General features: G+C 57.6%; 14 protein-coding genes. 3 read left to right on the top strand and 11 right to left on the bottom strand.

All coding sequences use genetic code 11. The features are described 5' to 3' along the window. Window positions 1-852 carry a bis(5'-nucleosyl)-tetraphosphatase (symmetrical) ApaH gene (gene apaH, locus ACU4F7_RS03470; protein WP_024558805.1) on the top strand — a complete coding sequence of 284 codons (852 nt, stop codon included), beginning with the start codon at window positions 1-3 and terminating at the stop codon, window positions 850-852. 72 nt (window positions 853-924) lie between these two features. Here the strand turns inward: apaH and folA are convergent, their stop codons facing one another. Next, window positions 925-1404 (bottom strand): type 3 dihydrofolate reductase, encoded by a 480-nt coding sequence (folA, locus tag ACU4F7_RS03465; protein ID WP_035887801.1) that lies wholly within the window; start codon window positions 1402-1404, stop codon window positions 925-927. Window positions 1405-1662: 258 nt separating this feature from the next. On the opposite strand from folA, the gene ACU4F7_RS03460 reads away from it, so the two are divergent. Then, window positions 1663-2277 carry a LysE family transporter gene (locus ACU4F7_RS03460; RefSeq protein WP_481638042.1) on the top strand — a complete coding sequence of 205 codons (615 nt, stop codon included), beginning with the start codon at window positions 1663-1665 and terminating at the stop codon, window positions 2275-2277. Between the two features lie 28 nt (window positions 2278-2305). On the opposite strand, the gene kefC is transcribed toward ACU4F7_RS03460, so the two are convergent. The 7 genes from kefC to ACU4F7_RS03425 form a co-directional block, all read right to left on the bottom strand. Beyond that, entirely contained in the window at window positions 2306-4168 is a 1863-nt protein-coding gene (kefC, locus tag ACU4F7_RS03455; RefSeq protein ID WP_481638041.1) for a glutathione-regulated potassium-efflux system protein KefC, read from the bottom strand. After that, window positions 4161-4691 (bottom strand): glutathione-regulated potassium-efflux system oxidoreductase KefF, encoded by a 531-nt coding sequence (kefF, locus tag ACU4F7_RS03450; protein ID WP_024558808.1) that lies wholly within the window; start codon window positions 4689-4691, stop codon window positions 4161-4163. Before kefF ends, kefC begins: the two co-directional genes overlap by 8 nt. Before the next feature lie 142 nt (window positions 4692-4833). Next, a complete protein-coding gene (locus tag ACU4F7_RS03445) occupies window positions 4834-5064 on the bottom strand; it encodes a YgdI/YgdR family lipoprotein (protein WP_024558809.1) in 231 nt (76 codons plus the stop codon). Window positions 5065-5202: 138 nt separating this feature from the next. Beyond that, window positions 5203-8427, bottom strand: coding sequence for a carbamoyl-phosphate synthase large subunit (carB, locus tag ACU4F7_RS03440; protein ID WP_481638040.1), 3225 nt, complete (start codon window positions 8425-8427; stop codon window positions 5203-5205). Window positions 8428-8444: 17 nt separating this feature from the next. Continuing rightward, window positions 8445-9593, bottom strand: a complete 1149-nt coding sequence (gene carA / locus ACU4F7_RS03435; RefSeq protein ID WP_029591244.1) for a glutamine-hydrolyzing carbamoyl-phosphate synthase small subunit — start codon at window positions 9591-9593, stop codon at window positions 8445-8447. A gap of 467 nt (window positions 9594-10060) precedes the next feature. Then, a complete protein-coding gene (gene dapB, locus ACU4F7_RS03430; protein ID WP_029591245.1) occupies window positions 10061-10882 on the bottom strand; it encodes a 4-hydroxy-tetrahydrodipicolinate reductase in 822 nt (273 codons plus the stop codon). Between the two features lie 205 nt (window positions 10883-11087). After that, on the bottom strand, window positions 11088-11720 hold the full coding sequence (locus tag ACU4F7_RS03425) for a serine-tRNA(Ala) deacylase AlaX (protein ID WP_029591246.1): 633 nt from the start codon (window positions 11718-11720) through the stop codon (window positions 11088-11090). Window positions 11721-11814: 94 nt separating this feature from the next. Here ACU4F7_RS03425 and ACU4F7_RS03420 point away from each other — a divergent pair, with 94 nt between their 5' ends. Then, a complete protein-coding gene (locus ACU4F7_RS03420) occupies window positions 11815-12723 on the top strand; it encodes a LysR family transcriptional regulator (protein ID WP_481638039.1) in 909 nt (302 codons plus the stop codon). Between the two features lie 7 nt (window positions 12724-12730). Here the strand turns inward: ACU4F7_RS03420 and rihC are convergent, their stop codons facing one another. The 3 genes from rihC to fkpB all read right to left on the bottom strand — a co-directional run bounded on the left by rihC (window position 12731) and on the right by fkpB (window position 15121). Further along, window positions 12731-13648, bottom strand: a complete 918-nt coding sequence (rihC, locus tag ACU4F7_RS03415) for a ribonucleoside hydrolase RihC (protein WP_481638038.1) — start codon at window positions 13646-13648, stop codon at window positions 12731-12733. A gap of 71 nt (window positions 13649-13719) precedes the next feature. Beyond that, the gene (ispH, locus tag ACU4F7_RS03410) at window positions 13720-14670 is read right to left on the bottom strand and encodes a 4-hydroxy-3-methylbut-2-enyl diphosphate reductase (RefSeq protein ID WP_029591249.1); all 951 of its coding nucleotides are present in this window, start codon (window positions 14668-14670) and stop codon (window positions 13720-13722) included. Then, window positions 14651-15121, bottom strand: coding sequence for an FKBP-type peptidyl-prolyl cis-trans isomerase (fkpB, locus tag ACU4F7_RS03405; protein ID WP_024556370.1), 471 nt, complete (start codon window positions 15119-15121; stop codon window positions 14651-14653). Before fkpB ends, ispH begins: the two co-directional genes overlap by 20 nt. Window positions 15122-15151: the final 30 nt, after the last annotated feature.

The following is a 15151-nucleotide window of genomic DNA, read 5'->3' as shown; positions in this document are numbered from 1 at the left end:
ATGTCAACATACCTGATTGGCGACGTTCACGGTTGCTACGATGAACTGGTCGCCCTGCTAAAGCATGTCGAATTTACTCCCGGCAAGGATACGCTGTGGCTGACCGGCGACCTGGTGGCGCGCGGGCCGGGTTCGCTCGAAGTGCTGCGCTATGTCCGCTCGCTTGGCGACGCGGTGCGCGTGGTGCTGGGCAACCATGATTTGCATCTGTTAGCGGTTTACGCTGGCATCAGCCGTAATAAGCCGAAAGACAGAATTACCCCGCTGCTGGAAGCGCCCGACGCCGATGAGCTGATCAACTGGCTGCGCCGCCAGCCGCTGCTGCAGGTCGATGAAGAGAAAAAGCTGGTGATGGCCCATGCCGGCATTACGCCGCAGTGGGATCTGCAGACCGCCATGGGCTGCGCCCGTGATGTCGAAGCGGTGCTTGCAAGCGACAGCTACCCGCTGTTTCTCGACGCCATGTATGGCGACATGCCAAACAACTGGTCTTCGGAACTGACCGGCCTTGCGCGCCTGCGCTTTATCACTAACGCGCTGACCCGGATGCGCTACTGCTTCCCGAACGGCCAGCTTGATATGTTCTGTAAAGACACGCCGGAAAATGCCCCCGCGCCGCTGAAGCCGTGGTTCGCTATTCCGGGTCCGGTTTCGCAGAACTATTCCATTGTCTTCGGCCACTGGGCGTCGCTTGAAGGCAAAGGCACGCCGGAAAATGTCTACGGGCTGGATACGGGCTGCTGCTGGGGAGGGACGCTGACCTGCCTGCGCTGGGAAGACAAAGCGTTCTTCGCTCAGCCGTCGAATCGTCAGCTCGATCTGGATGAAGGCGAAACCGCAGTAGCGTCGTAATAAGCGTCGGCGCCCTCAGACGAGGGCGGCCGAATGAGAGGCGTCGGGTAATGTACCCGCAAGGGGCGCCGCTTATCGGCGCTCCAGAATTTCAAAGCAGTAGCTGTGCGAGTTCTGTTCGTCAGCGTCATGAAACTCACTAAACACCGACTGCCATTCGTCCGGTTCATAATCCGGAAAATGGGTGTCCCCTTCGACTTCTGCATCGATATGCGTGAGATAAAGACGCTGCGCTTTCGGCAGGAACTGCTCATAAACGCGACCGCCGCCGATCACCATGATCTCCTGCGCATCGCCGCAGGCCTTCAGCGCCTCTTCCACCGAGCTTACCCACACCACGCGATCGTCATCGCCTGCTTTGCTGCTAAGCACAATATTTTTACGGCCCGGCAGCGGACGGCCAATAGATTCCCAGGTAAGACGGCCCATAATGACCGGTTTATTCAGGGTCGTGCGCTTGAACCAGGCGAGATCGGCCGGCAAATTCCACGGCATGGCGTTCTCCATGCCAATAACGCGATCCACAGCTAACGCTGCAATCAGACTGATCATTGATTGATTCCCAGATGGTAAAAAAATTGTCGCCACTATACGTAAAGCGCATTCCTTAGTCGACTAACGCAACGCAGGGGATCGGTAAAATTTTTGGTTCTGCCAGCTTACCCACAACGTTCGCTGGACAGAGGACCATCCACTTAACGCCCTAGCTCAATATTATGGCCAAACGCGACGATCTCAGGCGACCTCAGCGATCATTTTGACAACGTTTTGCGCTATAGTTCTGCCCACGTTTTACGATGAGGTTTGCGCATGCTTGAAACCACTTTGTTTGTGGCGACCATCGCCGCGCTGGGAATGCTCTCCCCCGGCCCCGATTTTTTTCTGGTGATTAAAAATGCGGCCCGCTATCGTCGCGCCGCCGCGCTCACCACCGCGGCGGGCGTCATTTTCGGGGTGATAACGCACATGACTTATTGCGTGGCAGGCATCGCCGTCGTGATAACCACCACGCCGTGGCTGTTTGGGCTGCTGAAATACGCGGGCGCCGCCTATCTCATCTGGCTCGGCGTACAGGCGCTGCTTGCGCGAGGCGGGAGCAAGCTTGCCGTGAGCGATGTCGCCCATGAAGAGGTGTCGCTGAGGAAAGCCTTTTTACAGGGCTACCTGTGCAACCTGCTTAACCCGAAAGCCACGCTTTTCTTCCTGGCGATGTTTACTCAGGTGTTAAACGTGAATTCGGGCCTCGGTGAGAAACTCTGGTATGCGGGCATTATCGTCGGCCTGACGGTAGTGTGGTGGCCGCTGCTGGTGGTGCTGATTCAGAGCGAGCCGGTGCGCCGCGGGTTGACCAAAGCGCAGAAAATTATCGATAAACTGCTCGGCGGCATGCTGCTGGCGCTGGGCATTAAAGTCGCGCTGAGCTAAAAAAACGCCCCTTTCGGGGCGTTTCTTATCACGCCTGCGGTTTCACTTCCGGTTCGTCCGCCTCGTTGCCGGTATGTTTGCCTTCCTGCGTTCCCTGCCAGCCGTGACGTTGCACCACCGAAAGATGCGCCCGGTCTTCGCTGATTATTTCGGTCAGCATCGCGCTGGTGCGACGGAACGTCGCGGCGCGAGCGGCGGTATCGTTATCGCCATCCGCCATCTCTTCCACCATCTGCTGGTTATAGTGGCGGAACACATCGGCACGCTCGCGCGCTTCATACGGCCCCAGCCCTAACCCTTCCAGCGCCAGGCGTCCCACTTTTAAAGCGCCTTCGAAGGTTTCACGTTCAGGCTGCTCCACGCCCGCCTGACGCAGCCGAATATAGTGATCGACATCGCGAGCGCGGGCGATGATGCGCACCTGCGGGAAATGCGCTTGCACCAGCTCGGTAAGCTGCAGGTTAGTTTGCGGATCGTCTATTGCGTTGATTAACACCTCGGCTTTCGCCACCCCTGCTGATTCCAGCAAGTCCACCCGCGTGGCATCACCGTAAAAGACCTTCATGCCGAACTTGCGCAGGGTTTCGATGTGGTCCGGGTCGTGATCGAGCACCACCATTTTTACGCCGCTTGAAAGCAACAAACGGCCGGCGATCTGCCCGAAGCGGCCGAAGCCCGCGATGATAACCCGCGGCTGCTCTTCGTCGATTTCATCCGCCTCGCGCGCCTGCGCCGGCGCCGCTTTCTCAAGCCGCGTCAGCAACACCAGCAGCACTGGCGTTGCCGCCATGGAAAGCGCCACCGCGAGGGTGAGCGATTTCGCCCATTCCGGGTCAAGCACCTGCGCCGTCTGCGCCGCGCCGAAAATCACAAAAGCGAATTCGCTCCCCTGCCCCAGCAGTACAGCGAACCAGCGGCGCTGTTTGCCCGGCACTTTTAGCGGCTTCGCCACCAGCCACAGCGTTACGGTCTTGATGACAAGAAACCCAACCAGCAGAATAATCACCCGCAGCGGGTTCGCCACCAGCGTGCCAAAATCGATGGACATGCCGACGCCGATAAAAAAGAGGCCGAGCAGCAACCCCTTAAACGGTTCGATATCGCTTTCCAGCGCATGGCGATATTCGGAGCTTGCCAGCAGCACGCCGGCAAGAAACGCCCCCATCGCCATGGAAAGCCCCGCCTCTTCCAGCAGCAAACCGAAGCCGAACACCAGAAACAGCGCGACGGCGCTGAACACTTCGCGCAGCCCGGAGCGCGCCACGAAGCGCAGCGCCGGACGCGCAACGTAGCGCCCAAGCAGCACGACTATCGCCAGCGCGGCGATTACTTTCAGCGCGGAAAGCGTGAAAGCGCCGAGCGTGGTCGCCGCCCCGCTGGCGGCCAGCAGCGGGATCATCGCCACCAGCGGAATCGCGGCGATATCCTGAAACAGCAGCACCGCAAAGGCGCTGCGGCCCATTTGCGACACCGTCAGGTTGCGCTCATTCATTGCCTGCATCGCTATCGCCGTAGAGGAGAGCGCGAGCGTCAGGCCAATCAGCGTGGCCACTTGCCAGCGCAGACCCAACGCCATACAGAACAGGCCCAACAACAGGCCGCAGGCGATCATCTGCATCGCCCCGCCGCCGAATACCGAAGCGCGCAGCGTCCAGAGGCGGCGCGGGTCCAGCTCCAGTCCGATGACAAAAAGCATCAGCACCACGCCAATCTCGGCGAAGTGCAGAATGGACTGCGCATCGGTGACAAGCCGCAACCCCCATGGGCCGATAATGCAACCTGCAATCAGGTAGCCGAGCACCGAACCCAATCCCAGCCGTACCGCCATCGGCACTATCAGCGCCGCCGAGCCAAGGTAAATAAGAGCCTGAATCAGAGTATGACTATCCACGGCGCCCCTCCTGCCATTCCATCAACCGTTGTTTATAGTGGCGCGCCTGGCCTTCCAGCGTTTCATCGTCACAGACAAAAGCGCCATGCAGCGTAAAAGGCGGCAACCATTTTAGCCCGCAGTAGATTGCGGTAGCCTGCAGCGGTTGGGCCAGCACGTCGAAACCCGGATGATCGCCAAGGTCAAAATGGTGCGCATCGCCGCCGGTAGTGACCGCCCAGAGCACGCTTTTGCCATGCAATGCCGTACCGCCGTGACCATAGGCCCAGCCGTGAGTCAGCACTTTATCTATCCAGAGTTTAAATAGCGGCGGCACGCTGTACCACTGCATCGGATGCTGCCAGATGATTAATTCCGCCCGGCTTAACGCTTCCTGTTCGGCGAGAATATCGATATTGAAATCGGGATAGAGCTGGTAGAGCGAGCGAACTTCCACATCCGGCAAGTTACTGATTTGCTCAAGCATATGGCGGTTGGCATGGGAGTGTCGCGGGTAGGGGTGTGCATAAATAATCAAAATCATGGAGTCGCCTGTCTTGCGGACGCGGTTAATCCTCAGAGTGTAGACGGATTGACGTTTCGCTTACAGAGACAATATGCAGGGCTTTTAGGCAAGAAGAGGAAGCAGTGGCAGATGCCACTGCTGCTGCGGCAAAGCGAAAGGATCAGTTATCCAGCTCGTTCATCGACTTAACCTGATCGCGGTTTATCTGCTCGGTTTTACCGGTTTCCGCGTTTTCATAGGATACCAGCCCGGTATCGTTATCCACCTGCGGCTTGCCATCGGTCACTATCGTATGGCCGTCAGTGGTTTTTACCGCCTGGTTAGAGGAGCAGCCGCCCATCAGCAGCGCCGCAGCGGTAAAAGAGGAAGCGAGAAGTAATTGCGTTCGCATGGTTATCTCCCTGCGTCTTTGTTGGTTTCATTTCAAAGCCTAGCTCAGATGACTAACAGGCCGCACAGAAACGGAACATTCCTGAAAAGTAAAAAGCCAGCCTCATCATGAGGCTGGCTTTTGGCCTGGCGGCGTTGATTACTTCGCGATTTGCGCGTGCATCTCCTGCACTGACGTGACTTTCTCGGTCGCGTCGGCATTCAGCGCCATCGCAGTGGCGAAGCCGCCGTTCAGCGTGGTGTCGTAATGCACCTTATACTGCAGCGCGCTGCGGCGAATCAGCTTGGAGTCCTCAATCGCCTGGCGGCCTGCGGTGGTGTTGATGATGTAGGTGTACTCGCCATTCTTGATGCGGTCCTGAATGTGCGGACGGCCTTCATGCACCTTGTTCACCAGACGCGGGTTAATGCCCGCCTCGCCCAGCACAATCGCCGTGCCGTGGGTGGCGTCCAGCTCAAAGCCATATTTCAACAGCTTGGCGGCCAGATCCACCACGCGCTCTTTGTCGCCTTCGCGTACGGAGAGCAAAGCGCGGCCCTTCTTCTTCATGGTGGAGTTGCTGCCAAGCTGCGCTTTCGCGAACGCTTCCGCGAAGGTGCGCCCCACGCCCATCACCTCGCCGGTAGAGCGCATTTCCGGCCCCAGCAGCGGGTCGACGCCCGGGAACTTGTTGAACGGCAGCACCACCTCTTTCACCGAGTAGTACGGCGGGATGATCTCTTTGGTGTGGCCCTGCTCCACCAGCGTTTTGCCGGTCATGACGCGCGCGGCGACTTTTGCCAGCGCCACGCCGGTCGCTTTAGAAACGAACGGCACGGTGCGCGCGGCGCGTGGGTTCACTTCAATCAGATAAACTTCGTTATCTTTCACCGCGAACTGCACGTTCATCAGGCCGCGTACCTGCAGTTCCATCGCCAGTTTCTGCACCTGCTGGCGCATCACATCCTGAATTTCCTGGCTCAGCGTGTAAGCCGGCAGTGAACACGCGGAGTCCCCTGAGTGCACGCCCGCCTGCTCGATGTGCTCCATGATGCCGCCAATCAGCACGGTTTCGCCGTCGCAGATAGCATCCACGTCCACTTCCACCGCATCGTCCAGGAAGCGGTCAAGCAGCACTGGCGCGTCGTTAGAAACGCTGACCGCCGTCATGAAGTAGCGACGGAGATCCGCCTCGTCATAGACGATTTCCATTGCGCGTCCGCCCAGTACATAGGAAGGGCGTACCACCAGCGGGTAGCCAATCTGCACCGCTTTCTCGACGGCCTGCTCGATGGTGGTTACCGTGGCGTTAGCCGGCTGCCTGAGCTTCAGGCGCTCAACCGCCTGCTGGAAGCGCTCGCGGTCTTCGGCGCGGTCGATGGCGTCCGGGCTGGTGCCGATAATCGGCACGCCTGCGGCTTCAAGCTGGCGCGCCAGCTTCAGCGGCGTCTGGCCGCCGTACTGCACGATAACCCCTTTCGGCTTCTCGATGCGGACGATTTCCAGCACATCTTCCAGCGTAACCGGCTCGAAATAGAGGCGGTCGGAGGTGTCGTAGTCGGTCGAAACGGTTTCCGGGTTGCAGTTCACCATGATGGTTTCATAACCATCTTCACGCAGCGCCAGCGACGCGTGTACGCAGCAGTAGTCGAACTCAATGCCCTGCCCGATACGGTTCGGCCCGCCGCCCAGCACCATAATCTTGTCGCGATCCTGATTCGGATTCGCCTCGCACTCTTCTTCATAAGTGGAGTACATATAAGCGGTGTCGGTGGCGAACTCCGCCGCGCAGGTATCCACGCGCTTGTAGACCGGATGCAGGTTGTACTGCTCGCGCAGCTTGCGGATTTCCGTTTCGCGAACGCCGGCGAGCTTCGCCAGCCGCGCGTCGGCAAAACCTTTGCGCTTAAGCGCGCGCAGGAAATCAGCGTCCAGGCCGGTAATGCCCACTTCTGCCACTTTCTCTTCCAGACGCACCAGCTCTTCAATCTGCACCAGGAACCAGCGGTCGATATTGGTCAGGTTGAAAACGCCGTCGACGGACAACCCGGCGCGGAAGGCGTCGGCGATGTACCAGATACGCTCGGCGCCCGCGTCTTTCAGTTCACGGCGGATTTTGGTCAGCGCTTCCGGGTCATCCAGGCTCACTTTCGGGTCAAAGCCAGTTGCGCCCACTTCCAGGCCGCGCAACGCTTTCTGCATCGATTCCTGCTGAGTGCGGCCAATCGCCATCACCTCGCCCACTGATTTCATCTGGGTGGTCAGGCGGTCGTTCGCGCCGGCGAATTTCTCAAAGTTGAAGCGTGGAATTTTGGTAACCACGTAGTCGATAGAGGGTTCGAACGACGCCGGGGTACGTCCGCCGGTAATGTCGTTCATCAGCTCGTCGAGGGTGTACCCCACCGCAAGTTTCGCCGCCACTTTGGCAATCGGGAAGCCGGTGGCTTTGGACGCCAGCGCCGAGGAGCGAGACACGCGAGGGTTCATCTCGATAACAATCAGGCGGCCATTTTTCGGGTTAACCGCAAACTGCACGTTGGAGCCGCCGGTTTCGACGCCGATTTCACGCAGTACCGCCATCGAGGCGTTACGCATGATCTGGTATTCCTTGTCGGTCAGCGTCTGGGCTGGCGCCACGGTGATGGAGTCGCCGGTGTGAATGCCCATGGCGTCGAAGTTTTCAATGGAGCAAACGATGATGCAGTTGTCGTTCTTATCGCGCACCACCTCCATCTCGTACTCTTTCCAGCCGATAAGCGACTCGTCAATCAGCAGCTCTTTGGTCGGGGAGAGGTCGAGCCCGCGCGCGCAGATCTCTTCAAACTCTTCGCGGTTGTAAGCGATGCCGCCGCCGGTGCCGCCCATGGTGAAAGAAGGACGGATGATGCACGGATAACCGACGTCTGCCGCGACCGCCAGCGCTTCGTCCATATTATGCGCGATGCCGGAGCGCGCGGTCTCCAGACCGATTTTCTTCATCGCCACGTCAAAGCGACGGCGGTCTTCGGCTTTGTCAATCGCATCGGCGGTGGCGCCAATCATGGTGACGCCAAACTCTTCCAGCACGCCCTGGCGCTCCAGCTCCAGCGCGCAGTTCAGCGCCGTCTGGCCGCCCATGGTCGGCAGCACCGCGTCCGGGCGCTCTTTTTCGATAATTTTGCGCACCACTTCCCAGTGAATCGGCTCGATGTAGGTTGCATCCGCCATTTCCGGGTCGGTCATGATGGTCGCCGGGTTGGAGTTCACCAGGACAACGCGGTAGCCCTCTTCACGCAGCGCTTTACACGCCTGGGCGCCGGAATAGTCGAATTCGCACGCCTGGCCGATAACAATCGGGCCTGCGCCAAGAATCAGGATGCTTTTAATGTCTGTACGTTTTGGCATGTTTCATTTTCTCCTGATTATTTGGCGGTCTTACGGTATTGCACAATTAAGTCAATGAAATGGTCAAACAGCGGCGCGGCGTCGTGCGGGCCCGGGCTCGCCTCCGGGTGTCCCTGGAAGCTGAAGGCGGGTTTGTCGGTGCGGTGAATCCCCTGCAGCGTGCCGTCGAACAGCGATTTATGCGTGACGCGCAGGTTGGCTGGCAGCGTCGCTTCATCTACTGCAAAACCGTGGTTCTGCGCAGTAATCATTACGCGGTTGTTATCCACGTCTTTCACCGGATGGTTGCCGCCGTGGTGGCCGAATTTCATCTTCACCGTTTTCGCGCCGCTCGCCAGCGCCAGCAGCTGGTGACCGAGGCAGATGCCGAACACCGGCAGGTCGGTTTGCAGGAATTTCTCGATCGCGTCGATGGCGTAGTCGCACGGCGCCGGGTCGCCGGGGCCGTTTGAGAGGAACACGCCGTCCGGATTCATTTTCAGCACCTCTTCCGCCGGGGTTTTCGCCGGCACAACGGTCAGGCGGCAGCCGCGGTCTACCAGCATGCGCAGAATGTTGCGCTTCACGCCGTAGTCGTAAGCCACCACGTGGTAAGGCAGCTCTTCTTCTTTCTTCGCTTCCGGCAGCTCGCCTGAAAGCGTCCAACTGCCCTGTGTCCAGCTGTAAGGCTCAGCGGTGCTGACCTCTTTCGCCAGGTCCATGCCGTTCAGCCCCGGGAAACCCTTCGCTTTTTCCAGCGCCAGACGCGCGTCCAGATTGTCGCCCGCGATGATGCAGCCGTTCTGCGCGCCTTTCTCACGCAGCAGGCGGGTCAGTTTACGGGTGTCGATATCGGCAATCGCCACGATGTTATGGCGCTTCAGGTAAGAAGAGAGATCCTCGGTGTTGCGATAGTTGCTGGCAATCAGCGGCAGGTCGCGAATGATGAGACCTTGCGCGTGCACCTGGGAGGATTCTTCATCGGCTTCGTTAGTACCGACATTACCAATATGGGGATAAGTAAGAGTGACAATCTGGCGGGAGTAGGAAGGATCAGTGAGGATTTCTTGATAACCGGTCATTGAAGTATTGAAAACGACTTCCCCAACCGCCGAACCTGATGCCCCAATGGCCCGACCGTAAAATTGGGTCCCGTCTTCCAGAACCAACAGCGCTGACTTAATCAAAACGTCCTCCAGGGAATAAACAGTCAATTTATTTGCATATTAATTCAAACAGCAGGGATGAATCAATTGCAAAACAGCCTGCCTGACGAATTTTTGGCAAACGGCGGCATTCTAGAGAGAACACAGGGCAAAGTCTACTCTGCAGGTGATTTTTTCTGATATTTTTAGCTCACTGACAGCGAATACGCTTAAACAGAGCTAAAAAGAGAGTAAAACTCAGTGACGAAACCGTTTCGTTGACAGCGAAAATCGTAAACAAAACGTCAGGAAGGAAAAAAGTGGACCATTTGGTCAAAATTTACAGCATGGCAACATAAAAACCAAAGAAGATTACCTGTTTTTAAGCCTTAACAAGGATAAATAATCAAGACCGTTGAAATTCAATAAAATAAAAAGGGCAATAAATTATTGCCCCGCCAATCAAACAGTTATGATTGTAATAACCACATCACGATGGGTAATTCTTACTACAAGTTATTTAAATCGAGTACGTCCCGCATGTCATAAAGGCCATTTTTATGGCCCTTTAACCATAAAGCAGAGCGAACCGCGCCATTTGCAAAAGTCATCCGACTTGAAGCCTTATGGGTAATCTCAATGCGTTCGCCAATATCAGCAAACATAGCGGTATGCTCGCCAACGATATCGCCTGCGCGAACCGTAGCGAAGCCGATGGTGCCAGGTTCCCGTTCGCCGGTATAACCTTCGCGCGCATAAACAGCGCACGCTTTGAGATCTTTATCCAACGCCTGAGCAATTGCCTCCCCCATCGCCAGCGCCGTGCCGGATGGCGCGTCCACCTTATGGCGATGGTGAGCTTCGATAATTTCGATGTCGGTGTAGTTGCCCATCACTTTCGCCGCTTTCTCCAACAGCTTCAGCATGACGTTGACCCCAACGCTAAAATTAGCGGCAAAAACGACAGGGATAGCTTTGGCGGCTTCGCTGATGGCCTGCTTGCCCGCTTCGTCAAAACCGGTCGTGCCGATGACCATGCCTTTGCCATGCTGGCGGCAAAACGCCAGGTGCGCCAGCGTGCCTTCCGGTCGGGTAAAATCGATGAACACATCGAAATCATCGACGATCGCATCGAGACTGCTCTGTACGATGACCCCTGACTTACCCGCGCCCGCCAGTTCTCCGGCGTCGCTGCCGACCAGCGATGAGCCTTCACGCTCCAGCGCCGCGCCAAGCGCCACGCCATCCATCTGTAATGCCGCCTGGATTAACTGCCGCCCCATGCGGCCGCTTGCTCCGGCGATGGCGACGCGGATTTGTACTTCTTGCATAGTTATACTCTTCGTATGTTAAGAAATTGCTTATAAAACGTTCTCAGGTTAACCAGCCCACCCACGGGCTGCCAGCGAAAAACGCGCATAATTAGAAATTTATGACAAAACGGAGGGGATATCAGTAAAAGACATTAAAGGCGCATGCTTTTTATGGATAAGCATGCGCCTGCAAGGCAGAAACGCTTAATAGTTGCAGAAAAGACTATCCTGCCAGCTGGTAGGCCACGATCAGTTGTCCTTTCTTCACTTTCAGGCTGGTCAGCTTCACTTCCCCTAACTCCGCCAGCGAAACGACATGCGTGCCGCCGCAGCCGTAAACGGGTAAATCGCCAAAACGCACCTGGCGAAGCGCATTGTCGAAGGTGACCAGGCGCGGCAAATCGGCGGCTATCCAGGCGGCGATTTTTTCACTTAACGCGCAGGCCTCAGGCGCAAGCGCGCCTTCTGTCGCATTAAAGGTGATTTTGCCTTCGCCCGGCCAGTGGTGCGCTTTTACCGGGCGCCAGCCATGCTGCTCGCCTGCATAACCAATCAAATGTCCCGCGGAATGCCAGCGGGAGTGCAGCTTACGCAGCGACACATTCACCTCAAGCTTTACCCTTTCTTGCGCCACTGGCTGCCCGAGAAAATGAATAACCTTATCGCCGCGGTTTTCCAGGCGCATCAGAGGGATGCCGTTAATCGTACCGCTGTCCGCAGGCTGCCCGCCGCCCTGGGGATGAAACAGCGTGGCATCGAGTTCCACTTCATAGAGCCCGTCGCTGTTCGCCTCGCAGCGCAGCACCTGCGCTTCGCCGCTTACGGCATCGCTGGTGTAATAGCTTTTTTCAGTCATTATTGTCCTCCCGGTTATCCAGACAGTATATTGATTAGCCCGGGGAAGATAATCCCGCTCTCAGACAATGCACCTTTGCATACGGCGCATAAATATGAACCTGACGTTATTGCCTGAAATCGCCGCCTTCGTCATCGTGGTGGAGAGCGGCAGCTTCTCCGCCGCCGCCCGCAAGCTCGGCGCAACGCCCTCTTCCGTCAGCCGCAGCATTTCACGGCTGGAGAAAGAGCTCGGCGTTAAGCTGCTGCATCGCACTACCCGCAAGCTGCGCCTGAGCGACGCAGGCAGCGAGGTGTTAAAATCCGCCACGGTAATGCTGGACTCCGCACGCCAGGTCCTTTCGCAGGGCGGCATCGATCAACAGGCGCCGCAGGGCAAGCTCACCCTGAGCGTGCCCAAAGCGGTAGGCCGCTTTGTCCTGCACCCGGTGATGGCGGAATTTCTGGCTCGCTATCCGCAGGTGGACATCTGCCTGCGGCTTGAAGATCGTTATATGGACCTGATTGACGATGGCGTGGATCTCGCGCTGCGCATCACCAATACCCCTTCGCCAGGGTTGCATGGCAAAGCGCTAATGCCTATTACGCATCTGTTGTGCGCCACGCCGCATTATCTGGCGCAGCATGGTACGCCGCAGCACCCTCAGGATTTGCGGGCTCACAGCTGCATCAGCCTTGGGGAAACGCCAGTGGACTCGCGCTGGAAGTTTCGCCAGCACAGCAAAACGCTGGTGGTGCAAACCCACGGGCGCTATGCGGCGAACCATACTGGCGTGCGGCTGGACGCGGTAAAGCAACACCTGGGCATTGGCAGCCTGCCGCTCTTTACCGCCCGTGAAGCGCTGGCGAGCGGCGAGATTGTACAGATACTGCCGGAATGGGAATTTATTAGCACCTATTCCGGCCAGCTCTGGCTGCTCTGGTCCGCAGGCCGCCAGCTACCGGTTAAAATGCGGGTGATGATTGATTATCTGGCTGAAAAGCTGACCGTTAGCAACCGATAATCTTTCGCTATGGCGCCAGCGCGAGGGTTTGCGCCACCCACGCCTGGAAGGCCGGAACGTCAATATCCAGCGCAACCTGCGCGTTAGCGGGCTGCTTCAGCCTGCCGTCGAGATCGACAACCGTTGTGCCAGCAGTGTATTCACCCTGCGTCTCTACCGCCACAAAACACGACTTCAGAGTAAATAGCTCGGGCTTAACCAGAAAAGCAATCGCACAGAGATCGTGCATCCGAAGCCCAGTAGCCATACTGCCGCTGCGGTAGTGACTAAAAAGCGCATGCAGCATCGCGCCGGTGCGGTTAAGGGTAGCAAGCGCGGCGAGATACGCTGGCGTTAACTGCGCCCGGTTAGTGACATCAAGACCACACATCACAATCTCCAGCCCGCTTCGAAAAACACGCGCCGCCGCCTCCGGGTCGATAGCGATGTTAAATTCAGCGTTAGGGGTAAAGTTACCGCGCCCGGCGGAGCCGCCCATCATCACCAGCCGTTTGATTTTACTGATACAGTCGGGGTAATGGGTCAGTAGCAGCGCGATATTGGTCAGCGGGCCGATGGTTACCAGCGTGACAGGCTCCTCGCTCGCCGTCAGGCAATCATAAATAACCTGAAAAGCCGGCGCCTCCAGCGCGAGCCTGTCGTGAGCCACAAAGTGATACCCTTCCATGCCCGACTCGCCGTGAACATAAGCCGCATCGCGAAGCGGACGCACCAGCGGCGTGGCGGCGCCCTGCGCCAGCGGCACGTCCTGCTGCCAGAAATGGAGCAGTTGCAGGGCGTTGCGGGTTGTTTTCTCCACGCTGACGTTACCCGCCACGGTGGTAACCAGCCGCAGTTCGAGTTCAGGCGAGAAGATGGCGGCGGCAAGGGCGACGGCGTCGTCGATGCCCGGGTCGGTATCCAGAATGAAGGGTAACGGGCTCATGATTTTCTCCATAAAAAAATGCCAGACGGGATTAGCGTCTGGCATCTTCTCATAAACAGAGCGGATGAAGGTTAGTTGACTTCACGAACGTCCATGCGCAGCTCTTTCGGCACTTCGAAAACAATATTCTCTTCACGGCCTTCCAGCGGCACCGCTTCGCCGCCGCCCAGCTCCTGCAGGCGGGCAATGACATTCTGCACCAGGATATCCGGCGCGGAGGCGCCAGCGGTGACGCCGACGCACTTCGCCGCTTTCACCCACTCTTCCTGGATATCGCTCGCGTCGTCAATCAGAAATGCGGCTTTCCCCATACGCTGCGCCAGTTCGGCCAGACGGTTGGAGTTAGAGGAATTTTTCGAGCCGACCACCAGCACCACGTCAGCCTGTTCAGCCAGCGCGCGTACCGCTTCCTGACGGTTGGTCGTGGCGTAGCAGATGTCGTCTTTACGCGGCCCGACAATTTTCGGGAAGCGATTACGCAGCGCGTCGATAACATCGGAAGTGTCATCCACCGAGAGCGTGGTCTGGGTCATAAACGACAGCTTCGCCTCGTTTTTAACGTCCAGTTTCCAGACGTCGTCCGGCGATTCGACAAGGTACATGCCCCCTTCCGGGTTGCTGTACTGGCCCATCGTGCCTTCCACTTCAGGGTGACCCGCGTGACCGATAAGGATGGACTCTTCGCCGCGACGGCTGGCGCGCGCCACTTCCATATGCACTTTCGTCACCAGCGGGCAGGTGGCATCAAAAACCGTTAGGTCGCGGCTTTTCGCTTCGTTGCGCACCGCCTGAGAAACGCCATGGGCGGAGAAAATCAGGATCGCGCCGTCCGGCACTTCGCTTATCTGTTCGATAAAAATAGCGCCGCGCTCGCGCAGGCTGTCCACCACGTAACGGTTATGCACTACTTCATGACGGACATAAATGGGCGCGCCATAAATCGCCAGCGCGTTCTCAACAATGCTGATAGCGCGGTCCACGCCCGCGCAAAAGCCGCGTGGGTTAGCCAACAGGATCTGCATCAGGCTCCTCCAGTACCGGATCGACTTCCAGCACTTCGATATCAAAATGGATGGTCTGCCCGGCGAGCGGGTGGTTAAAGTCAACGGTGATGGAGTCGCCGTTCACTTCGCGGATCACGCCAGGCATTTCACTGCCATCCATTGCGGTAAATAACATAATCGCGCCGATTTCCGGCTCGCCCGCGTCGATAAAATCGCGACGCGAAAAATATTGAATCAGGTCCGGGCTCGGTACGCCATACGCCGCATCGGGTTCCAGCGAAAACGCTTTTTTGTCGCCCGCATGCAGGCCCAGCAGCTGCTGTTCCAGCCCCTCGGAAAGCGAAGTGTCGCCAAGGCGAAACAGCGCCGGCTTGCCGTTATTGCGCGTGGATTCCGCCGTGGAGCCATCTTCGAGTTTCAGCGTGAAGTGCACCAGCACTGCGCTGTTGCTCTGTACAGAGTTAGTCATGCATTACAGCCTTTTATATGTAGCGGATAT

The organism is Franconibacter pulveris, assembly GCF_056780215.1.
This window is presented reverse-complemented; position numbering and strand designations above follow the sequence as displayed.

What these genes read in the sequence shown, in the direction of transcription:
- apaH (WP_024558805.1), top strand. Translation starts at nt 1, where the DNA reads ATGTCAACATACCTGATTGGCGACGTTCACGGTTGCTACGATGAACTG.
- folA (WP_035887801.1), bottom strand. Translation starts at nt 1,404, where the DNA reads ATGATCAGTCTGATTGCAGCGTTAGCTGTGGATCGCGTTATTGGCATG.
- ACU4F7_RS03460 (WP_481638042.1), top strand. Translation starts at nt 1,663, where the DNA reads ATGCTTGAAACCACTTTGTTTGTGGCGACCATCGCCGCGCTGGGAATG.
- kefF (WP_024558808.1), bottom strand. Translation starts at nt 4,691, where the DNA reads ATGATTTTGATTATTTATGCACACCCCTACCCGCGACACTCCCATGCC.
- ACU4F7_RS03445 (WP_024558809.1), bottom strand. Translation starts at nt 5,064, where the DNA reads ATGCGAACGCAATTACTTCTCGCTTCCTCTTTTACCGCTGCGGCGCTG.
- carB (WP_481638040.1), bottom strand. Translation starts at nt 8,427, where the DNA reads ATGCCAAAACGTACAGACATTAAAAGCATCCTGATTCTTGGCGCAGGC.
- dapB (WP_029591245.1), bottom strand. Translation starts at nt 10,882, where the DNA reads ATGCAAGAAGTACAAATCCGCGTCGCCATCGCCGGAGCAAGCGGCCGC.
- ACU4F7_RS03425 (WP_029591246.1), bottom strand. Translation starts at nt 11,720, where the DNA reads ATGACTGAAAAAAGCTATTACACCAGCGATGCCGTAAGCGGCGAAGCG.
- ACU4F7_RS03420 (WP_481638039.1), top strand. Translation starts at nt 11,815, where the DNA reads ATGAACCTGACGTTATTGCCTGAAATCGCCGCCTTCGTCATCGTGGTG.
- rihC (WP_481638038.1), bottom strand. Translation starts at nt 13,648, where the DNA reads ATGAGCCCGTTACCCTTCATTCTGGATACCGACCCGGGCATCGACGAC.
- ispH (WP_029591249.1), bottom strand. Translation starts at nt 14,670, where the DNA reads ATGCAGATCCTGTTGGCTAACCCACGCGGCTTTTGCGCGGGCGTGGAC.
- fkpB (WP_024556370.1), bottom strand. Translation starts at nt 15,121, where the DNA reads ATGACTAACTCTGTACAGAGCAACAGCGCAGTGCTGGTGCACTTCACG.